Below are 15,549 nucleotides of genomic sequence, written 5' to 3'. Positions count from 1 at the left end.
ATCGGGGTAGGGCTACGTGAGTCCCATGCGGTGCGCGAGCACGACGGCCTGCACGCGGTCCCGCGCGCCGAGCTTCTGCAGGATGCGTGAGACGTGCGTCTTCACGGTGGCCTCGCCGATGAACAGGGCGCTCGCGATCTCGGCGTTGCTGCGGGCGTCAGCCAGCAGCACGAGCACCTCGGCCTCTCGGTCGGTGAGCGGGTCGGCGAGCACAGTCGCGGCGACCTGCGACGGCGCGGGGGCGGACGCCGGCGCGGATGTCGGCGCGGATGCCGGGTTGGATGCTGTGGCGGATGCTGTGGTGAACCGAGCCAGCACCCGGCGCGTGACCTCGGGCGCCAGCATCCCGTCGCCCGCTGCGAGAGCGCGGACCGCCGCGATGAGATCCTCCGCGCCGGCGTTCTTGAGCAGGAACCCGCTCGCTCCGGCATCCAGCGCCTGATAGAGGTAGTCGTCGCGATCGAACGTCGTCACGATCGCGATGGCCGCCCCGACCTGCGGGTCTGCGACGATCCGCCGCGTGGCTTCGATGCCGTCCATGTCGGGCATCTGCACGTCCATCGTGATGACGTCCGGGCGAAGAGTCGATGCCTGCGCCACCGCCTCGGCACCGGTCGCCGCCTCGCCGACCACCGTGATGTCGCGCTGCGTGTCGAGGATCGTCCGGAATCCGGCGCGCAGCATCGCGTGGTCGTCGACGAGCAGGACTCGGATCGGCGCGTCGGTATGGCTCATGAGGAGGTGCCCGTCTCGATCAGCGGCTCTGCTGGCTCGGTCTGGTCGACGCCCTTGCCGGTCAGCGGAACGCGAGCCCGCACCCGCAGCCCTCCGGCCGGACGCGGAGCGATGTCGAGCGTGCCCCCGGATGCCGCTGCGCGCTCGCGCATGCCGAGTTGGCCGAGCCCGGGGCGAAGCGCCGCCACGGCGCGGCCGGTGTTGACGATCTCGACCTCGACACCGGCGTCGTCGTAGCGCACGCGCACATCGGCCGTGGCGCCGACGCCTGCGTGGCGCCGGGCGTTCGTGAGCGACTCCTGGGCGATGCGGTACAGGTTCACAGCGACGAGCGAGGGCACGGGCACCGGTTCACCGATCACGACGTAGTGCGTGGGCAACCCCGCCTCGGTCGACGCCTCGGCGAGTGAGCGGATGTCGTCGAGCGTCACGGTCGACGCGGCATCCGTCGTCTCGCCGCCGGGGGTGCGGAGGGTCTCGAGCAGATGCCGCAGCTCGTGGATCGCATCGCGCGCCGACTCCTCGATCCCGCTCAGGATGCTCTTGGACTTCTCGGGGTCCTGATCGATCACGAGCCGTGCGGCACCCGCCTGCACACCCATCACCGACACATGGTGGGCGACCACGTCATGCAGCTCGCGGGCGATGCGCACGCGGTCGAGAGCCACGGCCTGTGCTGCCGTCACCTCGCGCTCCTGCTCGAGCTCCACCGTGCGCTGCTCGAGCACCGCGCGCTCCTGTGCGGCATGCCATGAGCGCTCGCCGAAGTAGTAGGCGCCCCCGAAGTACAGCACGTTCAGCAGTAGCTGGATGAGCATGAAGGCGAGGTAGGGCGACAGAAGTCCCGCCACGACCTCGGCCTTGTCGGCCTCTTCGATCGCCTGGCGGTACATCGTGATGATCAGCCACACGAACATGCCGACGATGATCGAGACGCGCACGATCATCGCTGCTCTGCGGTTGTTCATCCACGCGCCCACCGTGTACAGCGAGACGAACATGGCGATGTTGCCGACGTAGATCTCGGGCACCTGGAACGAGATCGCGAGGAAGTACGCCACGGAGATGGCGATGGCGACCTGGGCCGGCCAGCGCCGCCGCACCGCGAGCGGTGCTGTGACGGCCACCGCATAGACCAATGCGGTCCACGGTTCTGCCCTGGTGTCGCCGTAGATCTCGGCCACCGTCGAGAGCGCCGCGCTCAGGACCGCCCCGACGAACATCACCGCAGCGAGCACGAGATCACCGCGCTTCTCGCGGACACTGGGGATGCGGGTGAACGGCGCTGCGGGCATCCCCCCACCGTAGAGCCGCGGCGGATGCGGCGGCATCCCCCGTGCGGGGGATCGTGCTGTGCCGGATGTGTGGGAAGCCTTGACGGGTCGAGGATCTTTCGCGAGCATGCTTGCGACAGCATCGACAGAGGAGTCAGCGTGACCAAGATCTTCGTCAACCTGCCCACGGGCGATCTCGAGCGCTCGAAGGCGTTCTACACGGCCCTCGGCTGCGAGATCAATCCGATGTTCACCGATGAGAACGCCGCCTGCGTCGTGTGGAGCGACGACGTCTTCTTCATGGTGCTCACCCGCGAGTACTTCTCGACGTTCACCGACAAGGCGGTCGTGGACCCGAAGGATGCGGCCCAGGTTCTCGTCGCGATCAGCCGTGACTCGCGCGACGAGGTGGATGCCGTGCTCGCCGCCGGACTCGCCGCGGGCGGCACCGAACCGAAGGACCCGCAGGACTACGGCTTCATGTACTCCCGCGACCTCGAGGACCCAGACGGCAACGTGATCGAGTTCATGTACATGGATCCCGCAGCCGCCGAGCAGGGCCCCGACGCGTACCTCGCGGAGCACGGCGACCCTGCCTGAGTGGGAGCACTCCATGACCGGACGCATCCTGATCGACCTCTTCATGACCCTCGACGGCGTCGCACAGGGGCCGGGCGGCATCGACGAGGACACGGCCGGAGGGTTCGAGTTCAGCGGGTGGCAGGCCGGGTACCCGTCTTCGGGCATGGGGGAGACCGTCTCGAAGGGGATGCAGGGGCTCGACGCGCTGCTGCTCGGCCGCCGTACGTATGACATCTTCGCGTCGTACTGGCCGCACCACACCGACGGCCCGTCCGGGGAGATCGGCAGGCTCTTCGACCGTGTGCCGAAGTATGTCGCTTCGCGGAACGCCGACATCGCACTCGCGTGGCAGAACAGTCACCGCATCGGCGACGATCTTGCCGCCGAGATCGCCGAACTGCGGGCACAGCACGACAAGGTGCACGTGATCGGCAGCATCGACTTCGTGCACTCGCTGCTCGCCGCGGGGCTGTTCGACGAGCTCAACCTGTGGGTGTATCCGATCCTGCTCGGCACGGGCAAGAAGGTCTTCGACGACGGGGCGAAGCCGTCGGTGCTGCGGCTGCTCGAGCCGCCGGTCGTCGACGAGAGCGGTGTGATGCTGCTGCGCTACGGACGCACGGATCGGGTGCCGGAGGTCGGGACCTTCGAGGGGTGAAGCGGCGGCAGGAGACCGTCAGCCGATCCCGAGCATCCGCTCGATCACCCTCGCCACCCCGTCGTCGTCGTTCGAGGTGGTCGTCTCGTCGGCGGCATCCTGCACGACATCCGCGGCGCCGGCCATCGCGACGCCGTGGCCGGCCCAGCGCAGCATCTCGACGTCGTTGAGGGCGTCGCCGAAGGCGATGACGTCGCGGCGTTCGATGTCGAGGTGCGCGCAGAGGCGAGCCAGTCCCGTGGCCTTGGTGACGCCCTCGGCCATGACCTCGAGGAACGGAGCACCCGAGAGCGTCGCTTCGAAGCCGGTCAGCCCGAGCGCACACAGCGCGTCGAACAGGGCCGCCGGGGCGAGCTCGGGATGCCGGATCACCAGCTTGAGACTGGGGGCGGCGAGCACGTGGTCGAGCTCGACGCCGCCCATCGTGCGCGGATCGCGCTTGTGGTCGGCGAGGGCCGCGATCTCGGCGTAGCCGTGTTGGGCGACGAACGTCTCGCCGCCCTCGCGGACGCTCGCGAACAGCAGTCCGGGGATGCTGGCGCGCAGCGCCTCGGCCAGGGTGCGGATCGTCTCGGCCGGAAGCTCCTCGGCGAACAGCATCCGTCCGTCGACGAGGTGCGTCGCGTACGCGCCGTTGCTGCACAGTGCCCAGCCGTCGAACCCCGCGTCACCCGCGAGCGCGCGCAGCCCGATCGGTTGACGGGCCGTCACCGGGACGACATGGATGCCGCGGGCCCGCGCCGCATCGAGCGCCGCGCGGGTGCGCCTGGTGACCGACGACGAGGAGTCGAGCAGGGTCCCGTCGAGATCGGTCGCGATCAGGCGGAGGGTCACGTCGCTGGGTCCCTGAGGTCGTCGAAGGGTCAGGAGAAGATCATCGGCAGGTCGTCGTCGTCTTCATCGGCGCCGCCCAGATCGAACTCGACGACCACCGGGACGTGGTCGCTGGGCTGTTCGCCCTTACGCTCGTCGCGGTGGATGGATGCGCCCGTGACGGCATCCGCCAGCGCCTTCGACCCGAGCACGAAGTCGATGCGGACGCCCTCGTTGCGGGGGAACTTCAGGCGCTGGTAGTCCCAGTAGGTGAAGCCCTCGGGGATCAGCGGGCGCACGACGTCGGTGACGCCCGCATCGCCGAACGCGAAGAAGGCCTGGCGTTCCTCCGGCGAGACGTGGGTCGAGACACCCTCGACGATGTCGGGGTCGCCGTTGTCGGTGTCGAACGGGATGATGTTGAAATCGCCGACCAGGGCGAGCGGCAGATCGGGGTTCGCCGCGAGCTCTGCCGCGGTCGCCTGCTTGAGAGCCTCGAGCCAGTGCAGTTTGTAGGCGTAGTGCGGGTCGTCGAGCGAGCGGCCGTTCGGCACGTACAGGCTCCACACGCGCACGCCGTCGACGAGCGCTCCCAGGGCGCGTGCCTCGAGCGGAGCATCCGGCCCCTCATGCCCCTTGGCGAACCCAGGCATGCCGTCGAACGCGGTGCGCACGTCGGTGATCGGCAGGCGGCTCGCGATCGCGACGCCGTTCCACTGATTGAGGCCGTGGACCTCGACGTGATAGCCGGCCTCTTCGAACGGCCCATAAGGGAACTGCTCGGGCTTGCACTTGATCTCCTGCATCGACAGCACGTCGATGTCCTCGCGGACGGCGAACTCGACGGTGCGGGTGACACGGGTGCGGATGGAGTTGACGTTCCAGGTGGCCAAGCGCATGCGTCAAGCCTAGGGCCCACCTCCTACACTGGATGCCGTGACCGCACTCGACGTAGACCGCCAGACCCTCCTCGACCTCATCAAGGAAGAGGCCGTGTTCCACGGAGACTTCACCCTCTCGAGCGGCAAGAAGGCGACGTACTACGTCGACATGCGCAAGCTCACCCTCGACCACCGCGCGGCCCCCGCGATCGGCCGCATCATGCTCGACCTGATCGGCGACCTCGACGTCGTGGCCGTTGGAGGTCTGACGCTCGGCGCCGACCCGATCGCCAACTCGGTCCTTCACGCCTCGGTCGCCGCCGACAAGCCGCTCGACGCGTTCGTCGTGCGCAAGGAGCCGAAGGACCACGGCCGCGGCCGCCAGATCGAGGGCGCAGACGTCAAGGGCAAGCGCGTCGTCGTGCTCGAAGACACCTCGACCACGGGGCAGTCCGCGCTCAAGGCCGTGGAGGCGCTGCGCAAGGAGGGTGCCGAGATCGTCGCCGTCGCCGTGATCGTCGACCGCAAGACCGGGGCGCAGGCCGCGATCGAAGCCGAGGGTCTCGAATGGCGCGCAGCCTTCGACCTCGACGACCTCGGACTCGACCCCCAGTGACCCGCTACGCACTCGCCGTCGACGTCGGCGGCACCAAGATGGAGGCCGCGCTCGTCGACGAGCACGGTGTGCTGGTCGACGGCAGCCGTTCGCGCCAGGCGACAGGCCGCGAAGCGACGCTCGAGTCGCTGAACGCCGCGGTGCTCGCGATCGTCACGCACGCGCTGGCAGCGCTGCCCGCGGATGCCGAGCTGGTGGGTGCGGGGGCAGGCAGCGCAGGCCCGATCGACCGCGGCACAGGATCCATCGTCCCGGTGAACATGCCGCTCGCCCGCGGCTTCGGACTCGCGGAGTCGGTGCGGGCCGCAGCTACCAAGGTGCTCGGCCGCGAGGTCCCGACGACTCTCGGCCACGACGGCGGTGCGCTGGCACTGGCCGAGTCGTGGCTCGGTGCCACGCAGGATGCCGGTGCCTCGCTGTCGATCGTCGTCTCGACGGGCGTGGGCGGCGGATTCGTCGTGAACGGCGCATACATCCCCGGCGCCACTGGCAACGCCGGTCACCTGGGCCAGGTGCGCCGCGAAGGCGGACTGACTCTCGAGGAGATCGCTTCGGGGCCGGCGAGCGCCGCCTGGGCGCAGCAACAGGGCTGGACGGGAGCCACTGGCGAAGACCTGGCACGGGATGCCGCCGCCGGAGACTCCATCGCCCGCGCAGCGATCGAGCGATCGGCGAAGGCCGTAGGCGAAGCGCTCGCAGACGCAGCGACCCTCGTAGACCTCGATATGGTGGCGATCGGTGGCGGGTTCTCTCGGGTCTCCGCCGACTACATCGACCTCGTGCAGCAGGCCCTCACCGCGAGCGCCGCGCACGAGTACTCGCGTCGCACACGTGTCGTGCGCTCGGGCCTCGGTGACGAGGGGCCGCTCATCGGCGCCGCGGCACTCGTTCTGCGCTGACGTCAGCGCCACACTTCGCCAATCTGTCGAGGGCAGCCCCGATATCCGCCTCGAGTGCATCAAGGCTCCTGTCGATTCTGCAGTATTACGGGTTCGTCGTGAATTCCGTTCGCCTCCCTAACAAAATCGGCATACGCTCGTAGCAGGCGACGGAAGGAACACGCATGCGCGTACTCGGACTGCTCTCGGGAACCTCGCACGACGGCATCGATGTCACGGTCGTGGACTTCGAGGAGAGCGAGGGCGCGCTGCACGGCACCGTGCTGCACGAGGGCAGCATCCCCTATGCGCCCGAGCTCCGCGCTCGTCTCGTCGCTGCGCTGCCTCCGGCGCCCACGACGCTCGCCGAGGTCTGCGAGCTCGACACTCTGATCGGGCAGGCCTTCGCTGAGGTCGCCGCCGCCGCATCCGACGCGGTCGGGGGAGTGGATGCCGTGTGCACGCACGGGCAGACCGTCTTCCACTGGGTCGCCGACGGCCACGCTCTCGGCACCCTGCAGATCGGGCAGCCCGCCTGGATCGCCGAGCGGGTGGGAGCGCCGGTGGTGTCTGACGTGCGCATCCGCGACATCACCGCCGGCGGCCACGGTGCCCCGTTGGTGTCGTTCCTCGACGAGCTGCTGCTGCGCGGCCGCGCCGGGGTGTCGGCGGCGGTCAATCTCGGCGGCATCGCGAACATGACCGTCGTGAGCCCCGACGGGCTCTCGGCGTACGACATCGGTCCGGCGAACGCGCTGGTCGACGCAGTCGTGGTCGCCGAAGGGCTGAACGAGCGCGGGTACGACGCGGATGCGGCCATCGCGCGTACCGGAACGGTCGACGACGACCTCCTCGAGACCCTGCTCGCCGACCCGTACTACTCGCTCCCTGCCCCGAAGAGCACCGGCAAGGAGCACTTCCACCTCGACTACGTGCGGGCGCACGTCGACGGGGTGCGGCCCGGTATCGCGCCGGCAGACCTGATCCGCACCCTCACCGAACTCACCGTGCGCACGGTGGCTCAGGACGTGCGCGCCGCCGGCATCCGGTTCCTGGCCGTCTCGGGCGGCGGATGCCACAACCCGCTGATCATGCAGGGGCTGCGCGATGCGCTCCCCGACGTCGAGGTCGTGCTCGCCGACGAGCTCGGTGCCCCCGTCGACAGCAAGGAGGCGATCCTGTTCGCCCTGATCGGGTGGTGCACCATGCACGGAGTCGCGGCCGTGACGCCCGGCGGCACGGGAGCTCGCGAGCCGCGCATCCTCGGCACGATCACGCCGGGAGCGGGTCCGCTGCGGATGCCCGAGCCGGTCGCGCAGGTGCGCAGCCTGACGCTGCGCTGACGCCGACCGGCTCAGCGCTTGCGGTCGTCGTCGTCCCAGGGGCCTTCCCACCAGCCGGCGCGGCCGTCTCCCTCGCTCCCGCCGCGGCGACGTGAGCGGACGAACTGCACGATGAACACGGTGAGCGAGCTGAGCAGGATCACGAAGATCACCAGGAACAGCAGGTCGGACTGGTTCATGGGCGCTTCCCTTCGGCGGCATCCGCCACGATCTTCGCGATCCGGGCGGATCGCGTCTCTGCACGCTTAGCCATCGCGATCTGCGTCAGGCCGAACTTCTTGACCGACTTCGGGAAGGCGTCCCAGTTGGCTCGTGCGACGGGCACGGCATCGAGCGCCTCGGTCAGCTCCGGCGGTTCGATACCCGCCTCCGGGCCGTCGAGCAGCGTCCACGACCCGTCGGCCTTGGCGGCCTCGAGCACGCGGATGCCGGCGGGCGCGAGCAGCCCGGCGGCTTCGAGGTCGACCAGCCGCGCCTTGTTGGTCGCCGCCCACCCGCTGCCGCGACGTCGCGGCGAGAACCACTGGCCCACCGTCTCGTCGTCGAACGTGCGCACGGGCCCGTCGATCCATCCGAAGCAGAGGGCCTGACGCACGGCGTCGTCGTATCCGACCCTGCCGATGTTCTGGCCGCGCACGCTCAAGAGCCAGACGCCGGAGGTGCGCTCGTGATGCTCCTCGAGCCAGGTGCGCCAGGCGGCCGCATCCTCTGCGACGACCCGCCCTCCTTCGTCGAGCGCGCCCACGTCAGTCCTCGTCGAGCGTCGGGATCGACTCGGTGACGGTCGGCAGCAGATCGGCGACCGAATCGACGATCTCGTCGGGGCGGAACGGATACTTCTCGACCTCGGCCTCGTCGCTGATCCCGGTCATCACGAGCACGGTGTGCAGCCCCGCCTCGATGCCGGCGATGATGTCGGTGTCCATGCGGTCGCCGATCATTCCGGTCTTCTTCGAGTGCGCGCCGATCTTGTTGAGCGCCGAGCGGAACATCATCGGGTTCGGCTTGCCGACGACATAGGGCTCTTTGCCCGTGGCCTTGGTGATCAGGGCGGCGATCGCGCCCGTCGCGGGCATGACGCCGTCGGCCGAGGGCCCGGTGGCATCGGGGTTCGTGACGATGAAGCGCGCGCCCTTGATGATGAGGCGGATCGCCTTGGTGATCGCCTCGAACGAGTAGTTGCGGGTCTCGCCGACGACCACGAAATCGGGATTCGTCTCGGTCATGATGAAGCCGGCCTCGTGCAACGCCGTGAGGATGCCCGCCTCGCCGATCACGAAGGCCGAGCCGCCGGGCAGCTGCTGCGCGAGGAAGTCGGCCGTCGCGAGTGCCGAGGTCCAGATCCGCTCCTCGGGCACGATGAGACCGCTCGCGCGAAGGCGGGCCGACAGGTCACGAGCCGTGAAGATCGAGTTGTTCGTCAGCACCAGGTAGGGGATCTCGTTCTGCTCCCACCCGGCGAGCAGCTCGGATGCCCCGGGGATGGCGTCGTTCTCATGAACGAGCACGCCGTCCATGTCGGTCAACCAGCATTCGATGTTGTCGCGGTGTGCCATATGCCCAGCCTATGGGGCGGCGGTTACGGGCAGGTGTCAGGTTCTGACGAGGTTCTCAGGCGCTGAGCCAGACCACCTGCGCGGCGCCGTCAGGGAGCTCGGTCTCGGTGCCGTCGAGCTCGATGCCCGAGGGGGTCGTCGTGATGTTCGCCGCGACGGTGACGCCCGCGGCCTCGAGGGCACGGAGCAGCTCGGGGTCTCGGTCGTCGACGCGCAGCACGCGTCCGGTGTGCCCCACCGGTGCGTCGGCGAGAAGCACGAAGGCCTCACGTTCGACGACACCCGAGGCATCGGGGATCGCGTCGCCGTGCGGATCGAAGCGCGGGCGTCCGAGGCGGGCGTCGATGCCCTCGAGAAGGCGATCGCTGATCGTGTGCTCGAGCACCTCGGCCTCGTCGTGCACCTCGTGCCACCCGTAGCCGAACTCCTGCACCAGCCAGGTCTCGATCAGACGGTGGCGACGCACCATCGCCAGGGCGCGCTGCGTGCCGGCATCCGTCAGACGCACCGCGCCGTAGGGGATGTGCGAGACGAGCCCGGCGGCGGCGAGCTTCTTGACCATCTCGGTCACTGACGACGGGGCAATGCCGAGCTTCGCCGCGAGCACCGAGGGGGTGATCGGCGCGTCCTGCCACTCGGTGTGGGCGTAGACGGTCTTCAGGTAGTCGTCTGCTGCGGGGGATGCCACGGGTCCAGCCTAGATCAGGGGGCTTGTGGTGCTCAGGGGTTCGCCAGGTCGACGAGGATGCCGAACGCGACCTGCCCCGCGAAGAACACGATGAGGAATCCGAGCAGTGCGGCGAAGAGCGAGAGGCGACCGTCGAACCCTTCGATCTCGGCGATGCCGATCTTGCGCGCGCGGAAGGCCAGCACGAGGGTCGCGGTGCCCAGAGCGAGCTGCACCCAGGGGCCGCCAAAGGGCAGCACGGTGGGGAAGGCGACGAGGAGCCCGCCGATCACGCCGGTCGCGATGCCGATCCAGGTGAGGATGCGGACGTTGCGGCGCGCGGTTTCGGCAGACATCCTTCGAGCCTAATCGTCTGCGGCCACCGCGACGCACGCTGTGAATCGTGTCAATCGGGCCGGATTCCTTGACGGGGACGGGCTCTGCGGGTAGCTTCGACCGGGCACGGGAAAACGCTATCCGAGCGGGCTTCGCGCCCAGAGAAGGATTTCGACGATGAATATCCGACACCAATCGTTCCGCGCCGTCGTGGCGGTGGCCGCAGCCGGCTGCCTCCTCGTGGGAGGTGCGCAGAGTGCGACCGCAGCCTCGCCTGCGGCGCCGACGGCCGGTCGCCATGACTCCGGGCCGAAGACGCCCCAGCTCGAGGAACTCGACCGCGGTCTCGTCGCCGTGTCGACGTCCGACAGCATCTTCCTCAGCTGGCGACTGCTCGCCACCGAGGCGAGCGGAGCCACCGACACCGGCCTCGCCGGCCCCGACTTCGCCGTCTACCGCGACGGCACGAAGATCGCCACGGTCACCGACAGCACGAACTACGCGGATGCCGACGGCGCGGCCACGTCGCAGTACTCCGTCGTGCCGGTGGTGAACGGCGTCGAGCTGACGGCATCCGCCTCGGCATCCGTCACCGCGTGGGCGGAGGGGCACTACGACCTTCCGCTGCAGAAGCCGGCTGACGGCGTGACGCCGAAGGGTGAGGCGTACACGTACTCGGCGAACGACGTGTCGGTCGGCGATGTCGACGGTGACGGGCAGTACGAGTACGTCGTGAAGTGGGATCCCTCGAACTCGAAGGACGTCTCGCAGCGCGGTTACACGGGCCCCGTCTACCTCGATACCTATGAGCTCGACGGCACACTGCTGAATCGGCTCGATCTCGGGGTGAACATCCGCGCCGGCGCCCACTACACGCAGTTCCTCGTCTACGACTTCGACGGTGACGGCCGCTCCGAGACGATGCTGAAGACGGCCCCCGGCACCAAGGCGGTGCAGTACGCGGCAGACGGCTCGGTGATGAAGGAGTCGTACATCACGCTTCCCAAGGCCGACCGTAAGGCGGGGTACTCGAACGACGACGACTACCGCCTCAGCGCCGCGGACTACGAGCAGCACCTCGTCGAGATGTTCCTCGGCTGGAGTGAGCGCGAAGAGGTGGTGTCGGGTCAGTGGCCGGCCACGCTCGAAGAGGCGTGGGGCATGCCCGTCACGCACGAGTACCCGCTCTCGCCGGAGTCGGCGCAAGAGCTCGCCACCACCTTCATCGACGTGTACGCACCCAGTCGCAGCGCTCGCAACCTGCTGCGCGAGTTCGAGGGCTTCATCATCGACGGGCCCGAGTACCTCACCGTCTTCGACAGCGCGACCGGCAAGGAGCTGCAGACCATCCCGTACCCGACCGAGCGCGGCGACGACGGCCTGCTCTGGGGCGACTACGCGATGTCGCGCATCGAACCGGGCAACCGCGTCGACCGCTTCCTCGCGGGCGTCGGCTACCTCGACGGTCAGCATCCCTCTGCGGTCTTCGCTCGCGGGTACTACACGCGCACGACCGTCGCCGCCTTCGACTGGGATGGCAAGCGGCTGACGCAGCGGTGGGATGTCGACAGCGGTCACGCCCCGATGACGAACCCGTTCAACGACTCCCCGCACGGCAGGGACGGCACCGACCCCGAGTTCGGAACGATCACGACCCAGGGCGATCATTCGCTGAGCTTCGCCGACGTCGATGCCGACGGCAGGCAGGAGTTGGTCTACGGCGCTGCGACGATCGACGACGACGGCAGCCTGCTGTACAGCTCGTTCGACGTGCTGCCCGAGGGCAGCGCCGACCCCGGAGCATCCGTGCGGCTCGGTCACGGAGACGCGATGCACGTGACCGACATCGACCCCAGCCGCCCCGGGCTCGAGATCTGGACGGCCCACGAGGGTGGCACCTACGCCCCCTACGGGTCGGTGATGCGTGATGCCGCCACGGGAGAATCGCTGTTCGGCGCCTACTCGGGCCGCGACACGGGTCGGGCGATGATCGGCGACGTGCGTCCGGACGTGCCGGGCATCGAGGTGTGGTCGAGCATGCCGGGCGGCACCGAGGGCAGTGGCCTGCTGAGTGCGGCGGGTGAGGTGCTGCAGGCCCAGACGCCGGGGACGAACATGTCGATCCGCTGGGCGGGTGACCTCACGACCCAGCTCGTCAACGGCAGCGGCGACCAGACGCCGACCATCGACGACTGGACCCGTGGCACGGTGCTCACCGCGAGCGGAACCCTCACGAACAACGGCACGAAGGGCAATCCCTCTCTCGTCGCCGATGTGCTGGGCGACTGGCGTGAGGAGCTGCTGGTGCGCACGACGGACTCGAGCGCGCTGCGGTTCTTCACGACCACCGAGCCGACGACGCACAAGCTCACGACCCTGATGCACGACGTGCAGTACCGCGCCGAGACCGCGCGTCAGCAGACGACCTACAACCAGCCGGCGTACACCTCGTTCTACCTCGCGAGTGACCTCGACTGGTCGAAGGTTCCGGTGCTGACCGCCCCGACGACGCCCAAGGAGCCGAAGTTCACCGACAAGCCGGGCACTGCTCGCGACGAGGTCAAGGTGCCGACGAACGTGAAGGGCGTCAGCTACTTCGTGAACGGCGAGAAGGTCGAGTCTCGGAACGGCAAGGTACGGGTCACCGGCGAGGTCACCGTGGTGGCGGTGCCTGAGCCCGGCTACCGCATCGCCGACGGCGCGACCTCGCAGTGGACGGAGAACCTCCGCTCGCGCTGAACGCCCCGGCGAATACTGCGGTGAATGCTGCGGTGACAGGACGCCGCCCCGAGTCGACTCTTCCCGTGCCGACTCGGGGCGGTTCTGTGCGTTCTGGTGTGTGTCTGCCCGAGGGCCTGCAGTCTCAGGATCCGGTCAGCACCAGCCAGAGCAGGGCGCCGTTGAGGGCGATGAGCAGGACGGATGCGATGATGCCGGCCGCCGTCGTCCACGCGCGGTTCGCCCAGACGCCGAGCGTGCGGCGCTGAGCCGTGAGCGCGATGAGCGGGATCAGGGCGAAGGGGATGCCGAACGAGAGCACGACCTGGCTGAGCACGAGGGCGAGCGTCGGATCGAAGCCGATGCCGAGGATCACGAGGGCGGGGATCAGAGTCACGAGCCGACGCGCGAGCAGCGGGATGCGCACGTGCAGCAGTCCGTGCATGATCTCGGCTCCGGCGTAGGCGCCCACCGACGTCGAGGCGAGACCGGAGGCCAGGAGCCCGACCGCGAAGAACGTCGCGACGACAGGGCCGAGCCCGGCGGCCAGCGCAGCGTGCGCGCCTTCGAGGGAGTCGGTGCCGTCGACGCCGGCGAGGTTCGCGGCCGCGAGCAGCAGGATGCCGAGGTTCACAGTGCCCGCGATCACCATCGCGATCGAGACGTCCCAGCGGGTCGCCGTGAGCAGACGCCGGATGCGCGAGGTATCGGTGCGGACGGCCTCCGTCGACGCATCGGTCGTCGTCGAGCCGAAGCGGTCTCGAGTGAGCGACGAGTGCGCATAGATCGCATGGGGCATGATCGTGGCCCCGAGGATGGATGCGGCGAGGAGCACCGATCCGGTGTCCTCGAAGCGGGGCACGAGGCCGCCGACGATGCTCGAGGCGTCGGGCGGCGCGACGAAGAGGCCCGCGATGAAACCCACGGTGATGATCACCATGAGCGCGATGATCACGAACTCGAAGGGGCGGGGCCCTCGGCGGCTCTGCACCGCCAGCAGGATCATCGACACTGCCCCCGTGATGACCCCGCCGAGCAGCAGCGGGATGTCGAACAGCAGGTAGAGCGCCACTGCACCGCCGATGACCTCGGCCAGATCGGTCGCCATCGCGACGAGCTCTGCCTGCAGCCAGTATGCGCGTCGGGCCCACGGGTTCTTCAGCCGAGTTCCCAGCACTTCGGGGAGGCTCTGCCCGGTGACGACTCCGAGCTTGGCCGACAGGTATTGGATCAGCCAGGCCATGATGTTGCCGGCGACCACCACCCACACCAGCAGGTATCCGTACTGGGCGCCCGCGGTCATGTTGCTCGCGACGTTGCCCGGGTCGAGGTAGGCGACTCCGGCGACGAGCGCGGGGCCGAGAAGCCACAGGCTGCGGGGCGCGGTTGCGCGAGCGGTCGGCGCCGCCGCCTCGAGCGCGGAATTTTTAGGCATGCCGAAATCGTAGCGGATTTTTCGGCGTACCTAAATATGTGGTGAGGTGTGCGGCGGATAGCCTGGCGGAATGGAAGAGCAGGCGCCCGCGGATGCGGCCGAGACAGGCGGATCGTCGACGCAGCCCGGCTACGGGGTAGGGCCTTGGCCCGGCGGCGAAGCGGAATGGCCGCAGGGTGAGCAGTACGACCAGGAGCTGCTGGCCGTCGGCGATACGCGCAACGTGATCGATCGCTACCGCTACTGGCGGATGGATGCGATCGTCGCCGACCTCGACACCCAGCGGCATCCGTTCCACGTGGCCATCGAGAACTGGCAGCACGACATGAACATCGGCTCGATCGTGCGCAGCGCGAACGCGTTCCTCGCCGACACCGTGCACATCATCGGGCGTCGCCGCTGGAACAAGCGGGGTGCGATGGTCACCGACCGCTACCAGCACGTCGTGCACCACGAAGACGTCGAGACCTTCGCCGCCTGGGCCGCGGCAGAGGGGCTGCCGATCATCGCGGTTGACAACGTCGAGGGCGCGGTGCGCGTCGACCGCGCCGACCTGCCGCAGAGTTGCGTGCTGCTGTTCGGTCAGGAGGGGCCCGGGCTGTCGGATGCCGCGCTCGCCGCCGCATCCGCCCACATCGAGATCACGCAGTACGGCTCGACGCGTTCGATCAATGCCAGCGCGGCAGCCGCCGTGATCATGTATGAGTGGTGCCGGAGATACGCCGACTGACGCGTCCTGTCCTCGGGCCGAAGTCAGTCCCTGTCGATGCCGAACGTGTTCCGGTAGAGGGCGGTGACGTCGTGGTCGAGCGTGTCGATCCGTCGGTGCACGCTCCGGATCTCCGTTCTGACGACGTGGACGAAGAGCGTCGACACGACCGTGATCATGCCGAACATCGAGGCGGTGAAGACGCCGATCAGCACCCACACCTGAGGCTCGTTCATGGTCAGCACCCCCCGATTCTCGACCGACTCGGATGAGAATGCCATGGCTGGGATGCCTCGATTCGCGAGATTCCGGCATGCGTTGATATCTCCTGCTGCCCGGTATCGGTGC

Annotated in this window: 18 protein-coding genes; 7 read left to right on the top strand and 11 right to left on the bottom strand. The window is 68.7% G+C overall.

What is annotated here, in order from left to right:
* Positions 1-12 precede the first annotated feature (12 nt).
* Both FIV50_RS16180 and FIV50_RS16175 read right to left on the bottom strand, forming a co-directional pair.
* A complete protein-coding gene (locus FIV50_RS16180; protein WP_140038317.1) occupies positions 13-735 on the bottom strand; it encodes a response regulator in 723 nt (240 codons plus the stop codon).
* Positions 732-2,030, bottom strand: coding sequence for a sensor histidine kinase (locus tag FIV50_RS16175; RefSeq protein ID WP_140038316.1), 1,299 nt, complete (start codon positions 2,028-2,030; stop codon positions 732-734). The genes FIV50_RS16180 and FIV50_RS16175 overlap by 4 nt, the downstream gene beginning before the upstream one ends.
* A 138-nt stretch (positions 2,031-2,168) precedes the next feature.
* On the opposite strand from FIV50_RS16175, the gene FIV50_RS16170 reads away from it, so the two are divergent.
* Positions 2,169-2,609, top strand: coding sequence for a VOC family protein (locus tag FIV50_RS16170; RefSeq protein ID WP_140038315.1), 441 nt, complete (start codon positions 2,169-2,171; stop codon positions 2,607-2,609).
* A 13-nt stretch (positions 2,610-2,622) separates the two neighbouring features.
* Positions 2,623-3,249, top strand: coding sequence for a dihydrofolate reductase family protein (locus tag FIV50_RS16165; RefSeq protein ID WP_140038314.1), 627 nt, complete (start codon positions 2,623-2,625; stop codon positions 3,247-3,249).
* Between the two features lie 18 nt (positions 3,250-3,267).
* Here the strand turns inward: FIV50_RS16165 and FIV50_RS16160 are convergent, their stop codons facing one another.
* Together FIV50_RS16160 and FIV50_RS16155 are read right to left on the bottom strand one after the other, a co-directional pair.
* Positions 3,268-4,083 carry a Cof-type HAD-IIB family hydrolase gene (locus FIV50_RS16160; protein WP_140038313.1) on the bottom strand — a complete coding sequence of 272 codons (816 nt, stop codon included), beginning with the start codon at positions 4,081-4,083 and terminating at the stop codon, positions 3,268-3,270.
* Between the two features lie 29 nt (positions 4,084-4,112).
* Positions 4,113-4,961, bottom strand: coding sequence for an exodeoxyribonuclease III (locus FIV50_RS16155; RefSeq protein WP_140038312.1), 849 nt, complete (start codon positions 4,959-4,961; stop codon positions 4,113-4,115).
* Between the two features lie 37 nt (positions 4,962-4,998).
* On the opposite strand from FIV50_RS16155, the gene pyrE reads away from it, so the two are divergent.
* The 3 genes from pyrE (at position 4,999) to FIV50_RS16140 (ending at position 7,780) form a co-directional block, all read left to right on the top strand.
* Positions 4,999-5,559, top strand: coding sequence for an orotate phosphoribosyltransferase (gene pyrE, locus FIV50_RS16150; RefSeq protein ID WP_140038311.1), 561 nt, complete (start codon positions 4,999-5,001; stop codon positions 5,557-5,559).
* Positions 5,556-6,458, top strand: coding sequence for an ROK family protein (locus tag FIV50_RS16145; protein WP_140038310.1), 903 nt, complete (start codon positions 5,556-5,558; stop codon positions 6,456-6,458). The genes pyrE and FIV50_RS16145 overlap by 4 nt, the downstream gene beginning before the upstream one ends.
* A gap of 164 nt (positions 6,459-6,622) precedes the next feature.
* Complete coding sequence (locus tag FIV50_RS16140) at positions 6,623-7,780, top strand: anhydro-N-acetylmuramic acid kinase (protein WP_140038309.1); 1,158 nt, start codon at positions 6,623-6,625, stop codon at positions 7,778-7,780.
* Positions 7,781-7,791: 11 nt separating this feature from the next.
* Here FIV50_RS16140 and FIV50_RS17720 read toward each other — a convergent pair whose 3' ends face one another.
* The 5 genes from FIV50_RS17720 to FIV50_RS16120 are packed head-to-tail and all read right to left on the bottom strand — an operon-like array spanning position 7,792 to position 10,359.
* Positions 7,792-7,959 carry a hypothetical protein gene (locus FIV50_RS17720; RefSeq protein ID WP_181164251.1) on the bottom strand — a complete coding sequence of 56 codons (168 nt, stop codon included), beginning with the start codon at positions 7,957-7,959 and terminating at the stop codon, positions 7,792-7,794.
* On the bottom strand, positions 7,956-8,525 hold the full coding sequence (locus FIV50_RS16135) for a YdeI/OmpD-associated family protein (RefSeq protein ID WP_140038308.1): 570 nt from the start codon (positions 8,523-8,525) through the stop codon (positions 7,956-7,958). Before FIV50_RS16135 ends, FIV50_RS17720 begins: the two co-directional genes overlap by 4 nt.
* Before the next feature lies 1 nt (position 8,526).
* On the bottom strand, positions 8,527-9,336 hold the full coding sequence (locus FIV50_RS16130) for an HAD-IIA family hydrolase (RefSeq protein ID WP_042541273.1): 810 nt from the start codon (positions 9,334-9,336) through the stop codon (positions 8,527-8,529).
* A gap of 55 nt (positions 9,337-9,391) precedes the next feature.
* Positions 9,392-10,024: a metal-dependent transcriptional regulator gene (locus FIV50_RS16125; RefSeq protein ID WP_140038307.1), complete on the bottom strand. Its 633-nt coding sequence runs from the start codon at positions 10,022-10,024 to the stop codon at positions 9,392-9,394.
* Positions 10,025-10,056: 32 nt separating this feature from the next.
* Positions 10,057-10,359 (bottom strand): hypothetical protein, encoded by a 303-nt coding sequence (locus FIV50_RS16120; protein ID WP_140038306.1) that lies wholly within the window; start codon positions 10,357-10,359, stop codon positions 10,057-10,059.
* Positions 10,360-10,516: 157 nt separating this feature from the next.
* Between FIV50_RS16120 and FIV50_RS16115 the strand changes: the two genes are divergently transcribed.
* Complete coding sequence (locus FIV50_RS16115; RefSeq protein WP_140038305.1) at positions 10,517-13,078, top strand: rhamnogalacturonan lyase; 2,562 nt, start codon at positions 10,517-10,519, stop codon at positions 13,076-13,078.
* 124 nt (positions 13,079-13,202) lie between these two features.
* Here FIV50_RS16115 and FIV50_RS16110 read toward each other — a convergent pair whose 3' ends face one another.
* Positions 13,203-14,492, bottom strand: coding sequence for an Nramp family divalent metal transporter (locus tag FIV50_RS16110; RefSeq protein WP_140038304.1), 1,290 nt, complete (start codon positions 14,490-14,492; stop codon positions 13,203-13,205).
* A gap of 70 nt (positions 14,493-14,562) precedes the next feature.
* Between FIV50_RS16110 and FIV50_RS16105 the strand changes: the two genes are divergently transcribed.
* Positions 14,563-15,222 carry a TrmH family RNA methyltransferase gene (locus FIV50_RS16105; RefSeq protein ID WP_140038303.1) on the top strand — a complete coding sequence of 220 codons (660 nt, stop codon included), beginning with the start codon at positions 14,563-14,565 and terminating at the stop codon, positions 15,220-15,222.
* A 23-nt stretch (positions 15,223-15,245) separates the two neighbouring features.
* Here the strand turns inward: FIV50_RS16105 and FIV50_RS16100 are convergent, their stop codons facing one another.
* Positions 15,246-15,482: a hypothetical protein gene (locus FIV50_RS16100; protein ID WP_258184312.1), complete on the bottom strand. Its 237-nt coding sequence runs from the start codon at positions 15,480-15,482 to the stop codon at positions 15,246-15,248.
* Positions 15,483-15,549 lie beyond the last annotated feature (67 nt).

Source organism: Microbacterium foliorum (assembly GCF_006385575.1).
Lineage (GTDB): Bacteria > Actinomycetota > Actinomycetes > Actinomycetales > Microbacteriaceae > Microbacterium > Microbacterium foliorum_B.
Note: the sequence above shows the minus strand (reverse complement) of the source record. Positions and strands in the feature narration are given on the sequence as shown.

Coding starts and splice junctions, on each gene's coding strand:
- FIV50_RS16180 (WP_140038317.1), bottom strand. CDS start 735: ATGAGCCATACCGACGCGCCGATCCGAGTCCTGCTCGTCGACGACCAC.
- FIV50_RS16175 (WP_140038316.1), bottom strand. CDS start 2,030: ATGCCCGCAGCGCCGTTCACCCGCATCCCCAGTGTCCGCGAGAAGCGC.
- FIV50_RS16165 (WP_140038314.1), top strand. CDS start 2,623: ATGACCGGACGCATCCTGATCGACCTCTTCATGACCCTCGACGGCGTC.
- FIV50_RS16155 (WP_140038312.1), bottom strand. CDS start 4,961: ATGCGCTTGGCCACCTGGAACGTCAACTCCATCCGCACCCGTGTCACC.
- FIV50_RS16140 (WP_140038309.1), top strand. CDS start 6,623: ATGCGCGTACTCGGACTGCTCTCGGGAACCTCGCACGACGGCATCGAT.
- FIV50_RS17720 (WP_181164251.1), bottom strand. CDS start 7,959: ATGAACCAGTCCGACCTGCTGTTCCTGGTGATCTTCGTGATCCTGCTC.
- FIV50_RS16130 (WP_042541273.1), bottom strand. CDS start 9,336: ATGGCACACCGCGACAACATCGAATGCTGGTTGACCGACATGGACGGC.
- FIV50_RS16120 (WP_140038306.1), bottom strand. CDS start 10,359: ATGTCTGCCGAAACCGCGCGCCGCAACGTCCGCATCCTCACCTGGATC.
- FIV50_RS16115 (WP_140038305.1), top strand. CDS start 10,517: ATGAATATCCGACACCAATCGTTCCGCGCCGTCGTGGCGGTGGCCGCA.
- FIV50_RS16110 (WP_140038304.1), bottom strand. CDS start 14,492: ATGCCTAAAAATTCCGCGCTCGAGGCGGCGGCGCCGACCGCTCGCGCA.
- FIV50_RS16105 (WP_140038303.1), top strand. CDS start 14,563: ATGGAAGAGCAGGCGCCCGCGGATGCGGCCGAGACAGGCGGATCGTCG.
- FIV50_RS16100 (WP_258184312.1), bottom strand. CDS start 15,482: ATGGCATTCTCATCCGAGTCGGTCGAGAATCGGGGGGTGCTGACCATG.